The organism is Nostoc sp. LEGE 12447 (assembly GCF_015206985.1).
Taxonomy (GTDB): Bacteria; Cyanobacteriota; Cyanobacteriia; order Cyanobacteriales; family Nostocaceae; genus Nostoc.
On sequence record NZ_JADEXT010000024.1, the window covers coordinates 86,452 to 100,046 of the forward strand.

Consider the following 13,595-nt stretch of genomic DNA (forward strand, 5'->3'; position numbering starts at 1 on the left):
TGCAAACTTAGAAATGAACGCTGCCAAAACGAGTGAAAAGTCCGATCGCAATTTAATGAACGACCCGCAGGCAAAGCGCCAGGTAGAGAGAGCGCAAGCCAACAGAGACGAACTCAAAGAGCGTATTGCACACACGATTCCTCATGATGGGACGATTGAGCCGCTCAAAGGATTGCACTTCAATCGCGCCTCCTCGCCTTCGGAATGCGTTCATAGTGTCTCTATACCTGCCTTTTGTGCGATCGCTCAGGGCAGCAAAGAAGTTCTTCTGGGCAGCGATCGCTATCAGTACGACCCGATGCATTATCTGCTTGCTACGGTCGAACTGCCGATTATCAGCCAAATTCTGGAAGCGTCAAAGGCGCAACCGTACCTTAGTCTTCGCCTCGATCTTGACCCTACCCTCGTTGGCTCAGTGATGGTCGAGGCAGGGTATCCCTCATCGCGCAGCCGTGCTGATGTAAAAGCTATTGATGTAAGTCCGTTGAATGCAAATCTGTTGGACGCTGTAGTGCGGCTCGTCAGGCTTTTAGATTCCCCTGCTGAAGCTCATGTTCTCGCACCACTGATTAAGCGGGAAATCATTTACCGACTCCTGATGGGAGAGCAAGGTAATCGGCTCCGTCATATTGCAGTTCTGGGTGGCTACACCTACCACATCGCTAGAGCCGTCGAGCGACTTCGTAAAGACTTTAATGAGCCGATCAAGATTGAAAGCATCGCACGAGAGCTGGGAATGAGTGTATCGGGCTTCCACCATCACTTCAAGTCTGTCACTGCCATGAGTCCCTTGCAGTACCAAAAGCAACTGCGGCTCCAAGAGGCTCGCCGTCTGATGCTGGGGGAAAAGCTTGATGCTACCAGTGCTGCCTACCGAGTGGGGTATGACGATGCCTCGCACTTCAACCGGGAGTACAAGCGGCTCTTTGGTGCCCCACCGATGCGCGATGTGGAGCGGCTGCGAGAAGCGGCTAGGGAGACTGCTAGTTCAATCTGAATCTCCTGTTCTGGTCGCGGCATCTTGGTAAGACTGCCTGTACTCTAGAATTGCCTGCTAATAAGCTGTTACGCAAATAAGATTGCACATCAACTGGTGAGGTTGTCCTTTGTCAATTGTCCTTTGTCCTTGGTAAACACAAATGACAAATGACAAATGACGGTCTATACGGAAAATATTGCAATATGTAGGCGCGTTAGCTTATCTGACAACAAAATTGCTGAATTCTGTCAAAATTCGGCTATTTCAGCCTTTCAATTACTTGGAATATAGGTTTTTACTAGGGATGCACAGATTTACGCTTCTATTGCAGTATTTGTATTAATTGCTTCATAAATCTTCCTATAGATATGGAACAATATCATACTTCTCTATTTACGTCTTATATCTAAAGATAGAAGATTAAGGTTAAAATTTGGGAAACCTAAGAGGGATTACTCCCAAGAGATTTCCTGCCTACTTATCGCAGAAAGCAACTGAGGTCAGATGAAGCAACCTTTAAATCAAGTCAAAGAGTGGGAACAACGTCGTGATGAAGCAAACCGCTACTACCAGCGCGGTAAATTTCAAGAATCTCTCGATCTTGCAACCAAAAATTTACACTTGGCTAGAGCAATTCGAGATCGAGCCAGAGAAGGTCACACATTAAACGATCTCGGTTTAGCTCACCTCAGTTGCTGGCAACCTCAAAGAGCATTAGAGCGCTTTAATCAGGCGCTTTCGGTTGCGATTGAAATTGGCAACCCGCCAGCAGAAGCAACTGCACTTAGCAATCTGGGTTCTACCTACAGCCGTCTTGGACGCTTTTCGCAAGCCTTAGAATATTTTGACAAAGCACTGCCAATCTTTAGGCGATCGCAAGATATTCAAAGTGAAGTTTCTACTCTTAATGATGTAGCGCTAATTTATACCCGCTTAGGAGAACCGAAACGGGCACTGTTGCTACAACACCAAATTTTGAGAATGCGGCGATTGTTAGGTGACTTTTCTGGTGAGGCAACAACGCTCAATGGCATTGGGTTTGCTTACAATGTCTTAGGCAAGTTTGAGCAAGCGCTAGAATTTTTTGAAGCAGCGCTTCCAATACAACGAGCCGTCAAGAATGTGCTTGGTGAAGCAACCACTTTGAATAATATTGCCTCAATCTATAGTGATTTAGGAAAACCGAAACAAGCGCTATTACTCTACTATCAAGTTCTTTTGACACGTCGGGCAATCAGCGATCGCGCAGGCGAAGCAACAACCCTTCACAACATTGGTTTTACTTACAGCACCCTGGCACAGCATCGCCAAGCAATGAAGTTCTACAAGCAAGCCATTGTGATTTATCAACAACTGGGCGACAATCTCGGAGAAATTTCAACTTTACTGAATATGGGAACCCTTTACGCCACAACGAAACGTAAAAAAATGGCGCGATCGTGCTACCAAAACGCTCAAGATTTAGCAGAGCAAATCGAACACCAGCCACTCTTGGAAAAAGTACAGCAGTTTATAGATTCTCTGTAGCTTGATAAGAGCTAGGGGGCAGAGGGGAAGGGAGCAGAGGGGCAAGGGGGACAAGGGGGAATTATTAAAAAAGTCTTTCCGTCTCCCACCTCTTCCTTGTCTCTTCTTCATACCCCTTCCCCTCTGCTCCCTGCTCCCTCCTTATTAATGCCGCAAGCTCAAATTCCCGAATTCTTAAAGAAGTCGGGAATTTTTGTTCGAATTCAAGCTCAAAAAGTTCGCAACTACGTTACCGCCGACCATATACTAATCAACAGGTTACGATCAATTAAGAAGTAATAATTTTTGATGGCACCGCCAGGAGTCTTTTTATGTTCATTAATGAATTGTCACCTATATTCAGAGAATTTATCCAGCATCCAGCCTCATTTGTAGGTGGGTTATTCTCTGGTGTGCTTCGGCTCAATCTAGCAGACGATCCTGTTAAAAGCTGGCTGGATCAACAGAGCCGCTCAAATAGCTATACCAGCAGCACAACAGAAGCACATAATGGCAAAGCAAGTGGGCCTCAACAGATTTCGATTGATTAAATTTTTGATTAATCGCAAATCCGGTTAATTATTATTGGCAATAGGGAATTGGGAACAGGGAATAGTGATAGAAACTTTAGTTATGGGTCAAAATCCCATTTGAAAAAAGATGTTTTTCGAGACGCGCAGCGCTCTTAAATCGTTATCCTTGTTACAATCCCACGCTTGAAACCCGTGGGTTTCCCAATTCCCAATTCCCAATTCCCAATAAATATGGAATCCCTAACCTCTCGTATGCAGGGTGTACAGTCGCCGATTATTCCTGTGGTTGGGGAACTGATTAAAAACTCTCCAGGAACAATCTCTCTAGGACAGGGTGTTGTTCATTACAACCCCCCACCAGAAACTATCGAATTTTTACCCAAATTTTTCGCCGAGCCTGCTAACAATTTATACAAATCAGTCGAGGGAATTCCCCCATTGCTGACAGCACTTGCTGGAAAATTGCAAGCCTTCAATGGTATTGAAATCAATGGGGAAAACTGCATCGTCGTGACAGCAGGGAGCAATATGGGATTTATGAATGCCATTCTTGCTATTACTAACCCAGGCGATGAAATTATTTTGAATACGCCTTACTATTTCAACCATGAAATGGCGATCGCAATTGCTGGTTGTCGTCCGGTGTTAGTGGCGACAGATGAAAATTACCAACTACGCCCAGAAGCGATCGCTCAAGCAATTACTCCCAAAACAAGGGCTATAGTCACAATTTCACCCAATAATCCCACTGGAGTCGTCTATTCAGAAGCAGCATTGCGCCAAGTAAATCAAATTTGTGACACTAATGGCATTTACCACATCAGCGATGAAGCATATCAGCACTTTACCTATAACGGCGTAAAACACGTTTCTCCTGGCGCATTTGGGAGTAGCAAGTACACTATTTCTCTATTTAGCCTTTCCAAAGCATACGGTTTTGCTAGTTGGCGCATTGGCTATATGGTGATTCCCAAACACTTATTTGTCGCTATCAAAAAAGTCCAGGATACAATTTTGATTTGTCCGCCAGTCATTTCTCAATATGCAGCTTTAGGGGCATTGCAAGCCAAAGAGGAGTATTTGCAGAGTAATATAGGTGCAATTTCTCAAGTGCGGCAATTAGTACTCGACTCCCTTAACCGCTTACAAGGTTTATGTAGCATCACACCAGCTAATGGCGCTTTCTATTTTTTCCTCAAAGTTAATACTCAGATGGATGCTTTTGAGTTAGTTAAAAGACTAATCCAGGAACATAAAGTAGCAGTCATTCCAGGTACAACTTTTGGTATGGATGACGGATGTTACCTGCGCGTTGCTTACGGTGCGCTGCAAAAAGAGACAGCCAAAGAAGGTATAGAAAGATTAGTACAAGGTTTGGAAACTATAGTTAGAAATTAGAAGTCATTCATTCTGCTTTCTGCCTCCCCTACAATCCTAAATATAAAATTGAACAGATGCCGATTATTAATAAGCTAATTGAAATTGAGACTGAGCCAAAAATTAATATTCATAATATCACACCACAAATTCAAGATTTTCTTACTTCAACATCAATTAAAAATGGACAAGTTTTAGTATTTTCTCGACATACAACAACAGCTTTAGCTATCAACGAGAATGAAGTCAGACTGTTAGAAGATATAAAAGTATTCTTGCAAAAATTAGCACCAGAGTCGGACAGTTACTTGCATAATGACTTGCATTTAAGAGATGTTCCAGAAGATGAGCCGATTAATGCTCACTCTCACTTAATGGCAATGATGCTGACCACTAGTGAGATAATTCCCATTGTGGATGGGAAATTAGCTTTGGGAACCTGGCAATCTGTGTTGTTTTTTGAGTTGGATGGGCCGCGCAAAAGAACGGTATTTGTCCAAATTTCTGGCGAATAATGCAACTTCACATCTACAATCCTCTCAGAACAACCCAAATCTGAGAGAATTACGAACACGACTAACAAGTGCATCAGTTGAATTTACTTACAGCAATTAAAAATCTCAAAGAATGTTTCTAAGCATAACCTTCCTTTCCACAAACCAGAACTTTCGTTGTGTCAAAGGCAGAGGCAATTAGTGATGAAAAATAACGATAACTTTGTATTACGTAATACTTGGTACTATGCTCTGCCTAGTAATCATATCAAGCCAGGTATGATGATCAGCCGCATTTTCTTGGGTGAACCTGTGCTGTTAGTCCGAGACCAGAATGGTAAAGTCTCGGCTATGAGAGATATTTGTCCTCATCGTGCCGTGCCTTTGAGTTGTGGTAGATTCGATGGGCAGGAAGTGGAATGCTGCTATCACGGTTGGCGCTTTAACCCGGCTGGACGCTGTACTGCAATTCCATCTCTTGTTGAGGAGCAGCAGATGGATTTAAGCCGCTTTGATGTACAATCCTACGAAGTTCGGGAAGCCCAAGGGAATATTTGGATATATATGGCTGATCCCGATAAATCTCAGCCTGCTGCTTCTGAGATGGAAATTCCGGTGATTCCAGGGTTTGAGGAGCGATCGCCCCAATTTGTAGAGGTGATGAGATTTCCCTGTTTTGTGGATCATGCAGTAGTAGGTCTGATGGACCCTGCTCATTCACCTTATGTTCATCGTGCTTGGTGGTGGCGAAGTGGGCAACTGCATGAGGAAGTCAAGCAATTTGATGCTTCACCCTACGGCTTTACTATGCGACGACACCGATTACCAGCGAATGGAGGTCGATTATACTTGCTGATTGGCGGTGGTGTACCGGAAACGGAGATTTCTTTTCGTTTACCTAGCGTCAGAATAGAAGAAACCACAATTGGCAACCATCGAGTTGTTAATTTGACGGCAGTTACACCCATTTCAGACACAGAAACTGAGGTAAATTTTGTTCTTTATTCGACACTTCCCTGGGTGGGATTTTTCAAGCCACTCCTGCATGTACTGGCACAAACCTTCCTGGGTCAAGACCGAACGGTTGTGGAAAAGCAACAGATTGGCCTTAAATATAATCCTGTTCTGCGACTGATTAAGGATTCAGATATGCAGGCACAGTGGTATTACCAGTTAAAGCGGGAGTATGCCCGGTCTGTCGCTGAAGGACGAGAATTTGTGAACCCTGTTAAGGATCAAGTACTTCGCTGGCGTGCGTGAACTACCCCAACTTACCGAGTACGGTTGAAGTTGGGGCTTCTGTAATCATGGGGGAGTGCCTAAACTTAGACTTTCGCCCAAGAATAGGACTTACCTCCCCTCCTACAGCAGAAACGGCTGAACCTTCCGCCTTTATCATTCTGATACCCTCTGCTCTAATATTCGCTGCTGCGTTCCCATCCCTGTCATGATGAGTATTGCAATGAGGACAAGTCCATTCCCGGACATCCAATGACAACTCACTGAGTTGATAGAAACAATTAGAGCAGAGTTTTGAACTGGGGAACCATCTATCAATCTCAACTAACCTCGCACCTTTGCGTTCTAGCTTGTAGGCTAGAAAATTAGTGAATGTTCCCCAACCCACATCAGATATTGACTTTGCCAATTTATGATTGCGTACCATGCCTTTGACATGAAGATTCTCTATTATGACAGCTTGGCTATCGCTGACCAACTTATAACTAAGTTTATGTAGAAAATCCTGCCGCGAATTAGTAACTCGCTCGTACACCTTGGCAACAACTCTTCTATACCTATTTCTTGAATTACTCCCTTTTACCTTACGTGCTAATTTCTTCTGCTTGCGCTTGAGATTTTTTTCATGTTTGGCAAGGTGTTTAGGATTATCGTAAATGGATACTTTTTCGCCGTCAGTAACAACTGCGAAGTGTTTTAGCCCCAAATCGATACCATATATTTTACCTTCTGAAATAACCGGATTTTCTCCTTCAATTTCAGTCAGGATGGATGCAAGATATTTCCCAGAAGGCGTTTTACTCACAGTAACAGTCTTGATTTTCCCCTCAATCTGTCTATGTATTTTGGCTTTGATTGCCCCAATATTACCGGGGAGTTTGACATTGCCATCTACAATCTTGACGTTTTGAGGATACTGGATAGACTGTTTTCCGTGCCTAGATTTGAATTTAGGAAATCCAGCACGTTTCTCAAAAAAGTTTTTGTAGGCTGTGGTTAGATTCAGTGTTGTAGCTTGTAAAACTTGGCTATAACAATCAGATAACCACACAGTCTCTTCTGCCTTTTTGAGTGTAGGAAGAAATGCGTTGAGCGCTGCACGGCTAAGTCCTTTCCCCGTTTCCTTATAAGTCTCAATTGACTTATTTAGGGCGTAATTCCACCACCAACGAGCGCAACCAAAAGCTTGAGCTAATTGAATTTGCTGCTCAACTGATGGATATAAACGAACTTGTACAGCTTTGTGTAGCACTCAATATCACCTCCTTGATATGTTTATTTTATCATAAATATAGATTGTGGTAAAAGACTCAAATAAAATAATTGGTGGCATCTCTTGCACCTCACTCTCTAATCAACCTGCGGTTAATATTAGTCGGAGGTGTTTTCGTCGTCACCCGGCTATCCATCCCCACCGTGTAGACGGATGGGGAATTCCGCCGAATTAGTTAAATTACTCCAAACTAAATTCTGGGCACCTTAGCAGATAATGATACCCTGACAATTTTGAATTAATTTCTAGTACAGGCTCCCACTGATTCTAAGAATCAGTGGTGGTTTCAAGCCCCCACTGATTGTCTTTAATTTTTAATTTTTAATTCCCCAAAGGGGCTGACTTGGGTAAGCAAATAGTAAAACAAGTTCTACCTGGCTGTGATTCAAATGAGAGCGTTCCATGATGGCGATTTTCTACAATCCGGCGAACGGTTTCCAAGCCGAGTCCTGAACCACGCCCCACTGATTTGGTGGTGAAGAAAGGTTCAAAAATGCGGGTTTTAATTTCAGGTGGAATTCCACTACCAGAATCAATGATGTCAATATGGGCAAAGCGATCGCAATGGTGTGTTGTAATTTCCAGCAGTCCCTTACCATCCATTGCATCTATAGCGTTATCAATCAAGTTCGTCCACACCTGATTTAGTTCACTCCCATAAGCAAGAATTTTAGGAAGATGTTGATCGTAATTGCGTTGTACTTGGATGCCGCACTTGAGTTTATGAACAAACAGTCGCAATGTATCTTCTAAACCTTGATGCACATCGACTTCTTGCTGAACGCCTTGATCGAGGTAAGAGTATGACTTCATCGCTTGCACAAGTTCGGAAATCCTCTCGGCTCCTCGTAAACCATGTTTAATCATTGACATGACTTCAAAGGAGAGCGATAGCCAATGCAATCCCATTTCTCGCAATTCAGTCTCGTCGTTGCGCCAACGTTCCATCATCTTATCTAGGGTTTCGACCTCAACACCACCTTCTGCTAAAGGTTCTGCTAATTTCCATGCCTGCTTCACACCATAATCTTCTAACCATTCCAGCAAGACGTTTTCGTGATCGCTTAATGTCACTGGATCTAGGCGATTATTCAAAATTGCATCATAGCCCTGATCCCGGATTCTCAACCAGTCTTGAGTATGGGCTTCTTCAACATTGCGTTGCCCATAAACTAAGTTCATTCGTTGTAGTTCCAGGATGGCGGCTGGCATTTCCCCTAAAGTCCGAACGAGGGCTGAGGCTGGGTTGTTGAGTTCATGAGCTAGACCGGCGGAAAGTGTCCCTAAAGCGGCCATCTTTTCCCGTCCCCGAATAAAGGACTCTAGTCCCCGCATCCGACGTTCCATAATGCGGAAGACCATCCGCTCAAAATTACGACATTCATGCAGCAGCTTACGGAAATCTTCTCCTTTGAGTTGATAGAGGTGGCAATTGGTGAATGCCCGCATTGTGACAGGTGCAGGTTCATCTGTAAGTACTGGAATTTCACCAAAAAAGGATGGGGCTTCGTGTTGCCCGATGGGAATTTCAACTCCTTCACTGCGGCGGGTGATGTTGATTTTACCTTTGACTAAGATAAATAAGCGACATGCAGGGTCTCCCTCATGGGATAACACTTCTCCACCAGAAAGTTCAACTGTTTGAGCGCGATCGCAAACCCACTCCAATTGCTCTTGAGAAAGCTGTTGAAACGGGTCTAAGTTGATCAATTCTTCAATACACAACATGAATCAACCTCCTTAGTTTTTCCTGTTCCAGCTAAACATTGCTCAAGTAGCGGTGAACGAATTGAATAGCGATCGAACCTTCACCCACACCGGATGCCACCCGCTTAATTGACCCAGATCGCACATCTCCGGCTGCAAAGATGCCAGGAACGCTGGATTCTAGCAAGAAAGGTGAGCGTTCCAAAGGCCAACCTGGAGGAGATTTGCCATTTTGCGTTAAGTCGGGGCCTGTAACGATAAACCCCTGAGTATCGCGTCGAATAACACCATCGAGCCAATCAGTTTTGGGGATAGCACCGATGAAGATGAAAAGCGATCGCGCTGGCACGATTTCAGTTTGTCCAGTCTTGCTATGGGCGATCGCAATTTCTTCTAGATGTTCATCTCCCTTGACTTCCACAACGCTGCAACCTGTGCAAACTTGGATATTTGCAGTCGCCACGATTTGGTCAATCAAGTATTGAGACATACTTAATGAAAGCGACTCGCCCCGTACCAGTATGATTACTTTGCTGGCATATTTAGAAAAGTGCATTGCTGCTTGTCCAGCAGAATTTGCCCCACCGATGAGGTAAACCTCTTCATTGCTACAGGCGATCGCCTCAGTCATGGCAGCACCGTAATAAATTCCGGCTCCTGTCAATTTCTCGGCTCCTGGAACATTTAGCCAACGGTAGGAAACGCCGGTTGCAACTAAAAGTGCATGGCAACTAATCTCGCTGCCATCCGCCAATTGCAGAACTCGATAAGGATCTTGCAGCTTAACTCCAGTTACTACTTGAGGAGTGAGAATTTCTACCCCAAATCGCCGCGCCTGAGTGACTCCCCGCCTGGCTAAATCGCTGCCGCTCAAGCCAACAGGAAACCCCAGATAGTTTTCAATCCGCGAACTCGTGCCTGCTTGACCACCCGGAGCTTCACGCTCAATTAACACCGTACTCAATCCTTCAGAAGCGCCATAGACTGCGGCTGCCAGTCCAGCAGGGCCACCACCAACGATCGCCAAGTCATAAAATGGTCGCTCTGCCTGGGTTTGCAGTCCAATTTTGGCAGCAATCTCTAAATTAGATGGTTGGATTAATCGGGAACCATCGGGAAACAGTACCAAGGGTAATTGCTGTCTACCATCAGCTTCTGCGTATTCCACTAATTTAGCTGCATCCGGCTCCAGTTCAATATCCAACCACTTGTAGGGAATCTGGTTACGCGCCAGGAAATCTTTTACCTGATGGGAAAAAGGCGACCAGCGATTACCAATGACTCGAATCCCTTCAAAGGGTGGACGAAATCCCGCTAGCCAGTCATCGAGTAAATCATCCAAAACCGGATATAATCGCTCTTCTGGTGGATTCCAGGGCTTAAGTAAGTAATAATCAAGTCTGGCACTATTAATTGATTTAATTGCTGCATCTGTATCTGCATAGGCCGTCAGCAAAGCACGTTTTGCATCAGGAAAGATGACTTTTGCCTGTTCAAGGAACTCCACACCTCCCATTTGGGGCATTCTTTGATCCACCAAGAATAAAGCAATTGCTTCATTCCGTAATTTGAGTTGCTGCACCGCGTCCAGAGCGGTAATCCCGGAATCTGCCCGAACAATGCGGAAGCGATCGCCATACTGATGCCGCAAGTCTCGTGACACCGCTTGCAACACTTCTGGATCGTCATCGACGGTTAAAATTGCAGGTTTCGCCATAACTACTGTTACTTAACAATTACAGTACTTAGCTGTTATCTTCAAAAATTTGTCGTTAAAATATCTACTGTTTAACCAGTTGCTTTAAACGAAAGTATGCCTCTTCTGGTGTCAGCGCTTCTGATTGACTTTCATTAGGTATATAAAATACCCAAGTATCTGGAAAGTAATGCACCACAAAACTGGGAATCAGACCCAAACTTACTGCTTGCTTTCCAAGCTTCTCAGCTTGTTCCTCTAAACCCAGTTGGTCATGAAATGGGTGTTCAGCCATACTTTTCATCTCCCTGCACTTTATTTGACCCTGGAAGAACGTTCAATACCCAGATTGCACGAATCACTTTTAAGTAATTTACGATGTTCCAGAATGAGCTTGGAAATATTTAGGTCTACTACCACAATATTTTCAAATATGCTTTTGTAGAGAATCATAAAGCTATTTTGGTAATTTAGGGTAACACGCGGTTTCACAGCCCATACAGCATGGAGAATATTACTGGTCTATCGCATTAATTTTGAGGGATAACAGAATGAACTGCGTACTCCTGCAAAGAAGCAAGCTACACGTAGCTTTAGATAGGGGTGGAAAAGCGACACTTTTTTAATTTATTAGTGAAGTAAAATCCCAACCCAGCAGTGTAGCAATCTGAGCAGGCAGGGTAACTGGATCAAAAGGTTTGAGGATTATACCTGCAACTTGATACTGTCGCAGAATTTGCGAATTCAGCCATCGTACTTTAGCACTAAGCAAGACTACAGGAATAGCTTGAGTTTCTGGATTATTTCTAATTTTATTTATAAGTTCAAAACTAGCAGTGTCACGGATTGAGATATCTAATACAATCGCATCGGGACTATCACGTACTGCACTCAGTAATCCTTCTAATGGAGAATCTGCTGTCACCACATTCCAACCAGCTAAATCTTGGAGGCAAAGTTTTACTATTTCACGCACATTCAATTCATCATCAATTAGCAATATCGTTTTGCTAATTGTATTTACCTCCTTTACTATATTCATTTCATTTAATTAGACTTTCCTATCATTCAAAATATTTTTATCTATAACTAAGAAAGATAAATCCAAAATATAAAAAACTAATGAAGATATAGAATTTGTTACAAAACCTCAAAATTAATTGTCCCAACCCAGAATTTCTATAACTTCTTTGTGTAAATAGAGTTGGGTTTAAAAGGTTTGGTAATCACCCCAGAAATTCCGATCTGAAGGGAAACGGGTGCGATCGCGAGAGTCAGCCAGAAAATGATAGTGAAGTGAATGTAACATTTTTGAAATAATTCGAGTGTAAAGAATAGTATCAATGAAACAAAAATTGCAGCTAAGGGCAAGAGATGAACTGCTGAGTTCTCTGCCCAAAACGCAGTTTCCCAGCGGCATTTGTCTCCTTTTCCTGCACCCTCGCAGACATTAGTGCAATTACCTTCAACTCTCATTGATGCGAAAGGTATCAATGATTTTTCATAAAAATGTTTCTCACTGCATTGTACAAACAGATTACAAAGACTGAACCTCTCAGTTTTGAGACATAACTTTACTCAATTGAACAAATTTAGGAGACTGGATTAATGTTAGATGCCTTTACCAAGGTTGTTTCCCAGGCCGATACTCGTGGTCAGTTAGTCAGTAACGAGCAAATTGATGCTTTGTTGGCTGTGGTTAAAGATGGTGCGAAGCGCACCGATGTTGTGAACCGGATTACAAGTAACTCTTCAGCGATCGTCACCAATGCAGCTCGTGCATTGTTTGCAGAGCAGCCCCAGTTGATTGCTCCTGGTGGAAATGCTTACACCAACCGTCGGGTTTCTGCCTGTATGCGCGATATGGACATCATTTTGCGCTATGTCACCTATGCGATGTTCCTGGGAGATTCCAGCGTTCTGGACGATCGCTGTTTGAATGGTCTGCGTGAAACTTATTTGGCTTTGGGTGTTCCTGGGCCTTCCACGGGAATCAGCATCATCAAGATGAAAGAAGCTGCCATTGCGATCGCCAATGATCGCAACAATATCCAACCAGGTGACTGTAGTTCTTTGATGGCTGAATTATCCAGCTACTTTGATCGGGCAGCAGCAGCAGTAAGCTAAAAGTCTGTAGACTCACACGCATTTTTTCAGACAAAATTCTCAAGTGCTTGTCACCTTTTCAAAGAGACGTTCCAGCTAACGCTCTTTGGCACTAAAGCTTTGTCCAAATAAAACTTTTTGAAACATTAGGAAAATATCATTTAAATGAAAACACAATTGACTGAAGCGGTTGGATCTGCTGATTCTCAAGGTCGTTACTTAGGCAACGTCGAACTTCAAATTGCATTTGGTCGCCTGCGCTTGGCTACCGCAGACCTGGAAGCAGCAAAGCAGCTTGGTTTGAAAGCTCAACAGTTGGCTGAAGGTGCTGCAAATGCAGTCTACCAAAAGTTCCCCTATACCACCACCATGCAAGGCAACAACTATGCTTCTGATGGTCGCGGCAAAGCTAAGTGCTTACGTGATATCGGCTATTATGTGCGAATAATTCAATACTGCTTGATTGCAGGCGGTACGGGCCCTGCTGATGATTATATGTTGGCAGGTCTGGCTGAAATGCACAGCAGCTTTGAATTGGTTCCCAGTTGGTATGCTGAAGCGCTCAAGTATATCAAGGCTAATCATGGTTTAACAGGCGATCCTGGACTTGAGATCAACTCCTACATAGACTACATCATCAACGCGCTCTAGTAGTCTGCTAAGGAAACTTTGTTTGGTTCTCAGC

At 43.7% G+C, this 13,595-nt stretch carries 14 protein-coding genes; 9 read left to right on the top strand and 5 right to left on the bottom strand.

Annotated features, from left to right (window positions below):
- The first annotated feature begins 13 nt into the window (after positions 1-13).
- The 6 genes from IQ274_RS22445 to IQ274_RS22470 all read left to right on the top strand — a co-directional run bounded on the left by IQ274_RS22445 (position 14) and on the right by IQ274_RS22470 (position 6,149).
- The gene (locus tag IQ274_RS22445) at positions 14-997 is read left to right on the top strand and encodes an AraC family transcriptional regulator (protein WP_194143473.1); all 984 of its coding nucleotides are present in this window, start codon (positions 14-16) and stop codon (positions 995-997) included.
- A 486-nt stretch (positions 998-1,483) separates the two neighbouring features.
- Complete coding sequence (locus tag IQ274_RS22450) at positions 1,484-2,506, top strand: tetratricopeptide repeat protein (RefSeq protein ID WP_163929398.1); 1,023 nt, start codon at positions 1,484-1,486, stop codon at positions 2,504-2,506.
- Positions 2,507-2,817: 311 nt separating this feature from the next.
- A complete protein-coding gene (locus tag IQ274_RS22455; RefSeq protein WP_012407370.1) occupies positions 2,818-3,036 on the top strand; it encodes a hypothetical protein in 219 nt (72 codons plus the stop codon).
- A gap of 213 nt (positions 3,037-3,249) precedes the next feature.
- Complete coding sequence (locus IQ274_RS22460) at positions 3,250-4,416, top strand: pyridoxal phosphate-dependent aminotransferase (RefSeq protein ID WP_194143474.1); 1,167 nt, start codon at positions 3,250-3,252, stop codon at positions 4,414-4,416.
- A gap of 56 nt (positions 4,417-4,472) precedes the next feature.
- Positions 4,473-4,910 (top strand): secondary thiamine-phosphate synthase enzyme YjbQ, encoded by a 438-nt coding sequence (locus IQ274_RS22465; protein ID WP_194143475.1) that lies wholly within the window; start codon positions 4,473-4,475, stop codon positions 4,908-4,910.
- A gap of 183 nt (positions 4,911-5,093) precedes the next feature.
- A complete protein-coding gene (locus tag IQ274_RS22470; RefSeq protein WP_194143476.1) occupies positions 5,094-6,149 on the top strand; it encodes an aromatic ring-hydroxylating oxygenase subunit alpha in 1,056 nt (351 codons plus the stop codon).
- A gap of 1 nt (position 6,150) precedes the next feature.
- Here IQ274_RS22470 and IQ274_RS22475 read toward each other — a convergent pair whose 3' ends face one another.
- The gene (locus tag IQ274_RS22475) at positions 6,151-7,380 is read right to left on the bottom strand and encodes an RNA-guided endonuclease TnpB family protein (protein WP_194143477.1); all 1,230 of its coding nucleotides are present in this window, start codon (positions 7,378-7,380) and stop codon (positions 6,151-6,153) included.
- 46 nt (positions 7,381-7,426) lie between these two features.
- Between IQ274_RS22475 and IQ274_RS22480 the strand changes: the two genes are divergently transcribed.
- Positions 7,427-7,576, top strand: coding sequence for a hypothetical protein (locus IQ274_RS22480; RefSeq protein ID WP_163928749.1), 150 nt, complete (start codon positions 7,427-7,429; stop codon positions 7,574-7,576).
- A gap of 146 nt (positions 7,577-7,722) precedes the next feature.
- On the opposite strand, the gene IQ274_RS22485 is transcribed toward IQ274_RS22480, so the two are convergent.
- The 4 genes from IQ274_RS22485 to IQ274_RS22500 all read right to left on the bottom strand — a co-directional run bounded on the left by IQ274_RS22485 (position 7,723) and on the right by IQ274_RS22500 (position 11,846).
- Entirely contained in the window at positions 7,723-9,129 is a 1,407-nt protein-coding gene (locus tag IQ274_RS22485; protein WP_194143478.1) for an ATP-binding protein, read from the bottom strand.
- A 31-nt stretch (positions 9,130-9,160) separates the two neighbouring features.
- The gene (locus IQ274_RS22490; RefSeq protein ID WP_194143479.1) at positions 9,161-10,825 is read right to left on the bottom strand and encodes an FAD-dependent oxidoreductase; all 1,665 of its coding nucleotides are present in this window, start codon (positions 10,823-10,825) and stop codon (positions 9,161-9,163) included.
- Positions 10,826-10,889: 64 nt separating this feature from the next.
- On the bottom strand, positions 10,890-11,099 hold the full coding sequence (locus tag IQ274_RS22495) for a hypothetical protein (RefSeq protein ID WP_194143480.1): 210 nt from the start codon (positions 11,097-11,099) through the stop codon (positions 10,890-10,892).
- A 327-nt stretch (positions 11,100-11,426) separates the two neighbouring features.
- Positions 11,427-11,846 (bottom strand): response regulator, encoded by a 420-nt coding sequence (locus IQ274_RS22500; RefSeq protein ID WP_163928745.1) that lies wholly within the window; start codon positions 11,844-11,846, stop codon positions 11,427-11,429.
- A gap of 566 nt (positions 11,847-12,412) precedes the next feature.
- Between IQ274_RS22500 and IQ274_RS22505 the strand changes: the two genes are divergently transcribed.
- Complete coding sequence (locus IQ274_RS22505; RefSeq protein ID WP_163928744.1) at positions 12,413-12,931, top strand: phycocyanin subunit beta; 519 nt, start codon at positions 12,413-12,415, stop codon at positions 12,929-12,931.
- A gap of 144 nt (positions 12,932-13,075) precedes the next feature.
- Entirely contained in the window at positions 13,076-13,561 is a 486-nt protein-coding gene (locus IQ274_RS22510) for a phycocyanin subunit alpha (protein WP_114080581.1), read from the top strand.
- Positions 13,562-13,595 lie beyond the last annotated feature (34 nt).

Bases quoted from the DNA above. Each gene is read 5' to 3' on its own strand.
- IQ274_RS22445 (WP_194143473.1), top strand. From the start codon at position 14: ATGAACGCTGCCAAAACGAGTGAAAAGTCCGATCGCAATTTAATGAAC.
- IQ274_RS22450 (WP_163929398.1), top strand. From the start codon at position 1,484: ATGAAGCAACCTTTAAATCAAGTCAAAGAGTGGGAACAACGTCGTGAT.
- IQ274_RS22455 (WP_012407370.1), top strand. From the start codon at position 2,818: ATGTTCATTAATGAATTGTCACCTATATTCAGAGAATTTATCCAGCAT.
- IQ274_RS22460 (WP_194143474.1), top strand. From the start codon at position 3,250: ATGGAATCCCTAACCTCTCGTATGCAGGGTGTACAGTCGCCGATTATT.
- IQ274_RS22465 (WP_194143475.1), top strand. From the start codon at position 4,473: ATGCCGATTATTAATAAGCTAATTGAAATTGAGACTGAGCCAAAAATT.
- IQ274_RS22470 (WP_194143476.1), top strand. From the start codon at position 5,094: ATGAAAAATAACGATAACTTTGTATTACGTAATACTTGGTACTATGCT.
- IQ274_RS22485 (WP_194143478.1), bottom strand. From the start codon at position 9,129: ATGTTGTGTATTGAAGAATTGATCAACTTAGACCCGTTTCAACAGCTT.
- IQ274_RS22490 (WP_194143479.1), bottom strand. From the start codon at position 10,825: ATGGCGAAACCTGCAATTTTAACCGTCGATGACGATCCAGAAGTGTTG.
- IQ274_RS22495 (WP_194143480.1), bottom strand. From the start codon at position 11,099: ATGGCTGAACACCCATTTCATGACCAACTGGGTTTAGAGGAACAAGCT.
- IQ274_RS22500 (WP_163928745.1), bottom strand. From the start codon at position 11,846: ATGAATATAGTAAAGGAGGTAAATACAATTAGCAAAACGATATTGCTA.
- IQ274_RS22505 (WP_163928744.1), top strand. From the start codon at position 12,413: ATGTTAGATGCCTTTACCAAGGTTGTTTCCCAGGCCGATACTCGTGGT.
- IQ274_RS22510 (WP_114080581.1), top strand. From the start codon at position 13,076: ATGAAAACACAATTGACTGAAGCGGTTGGATCTGCTGATTCTCAAGGT.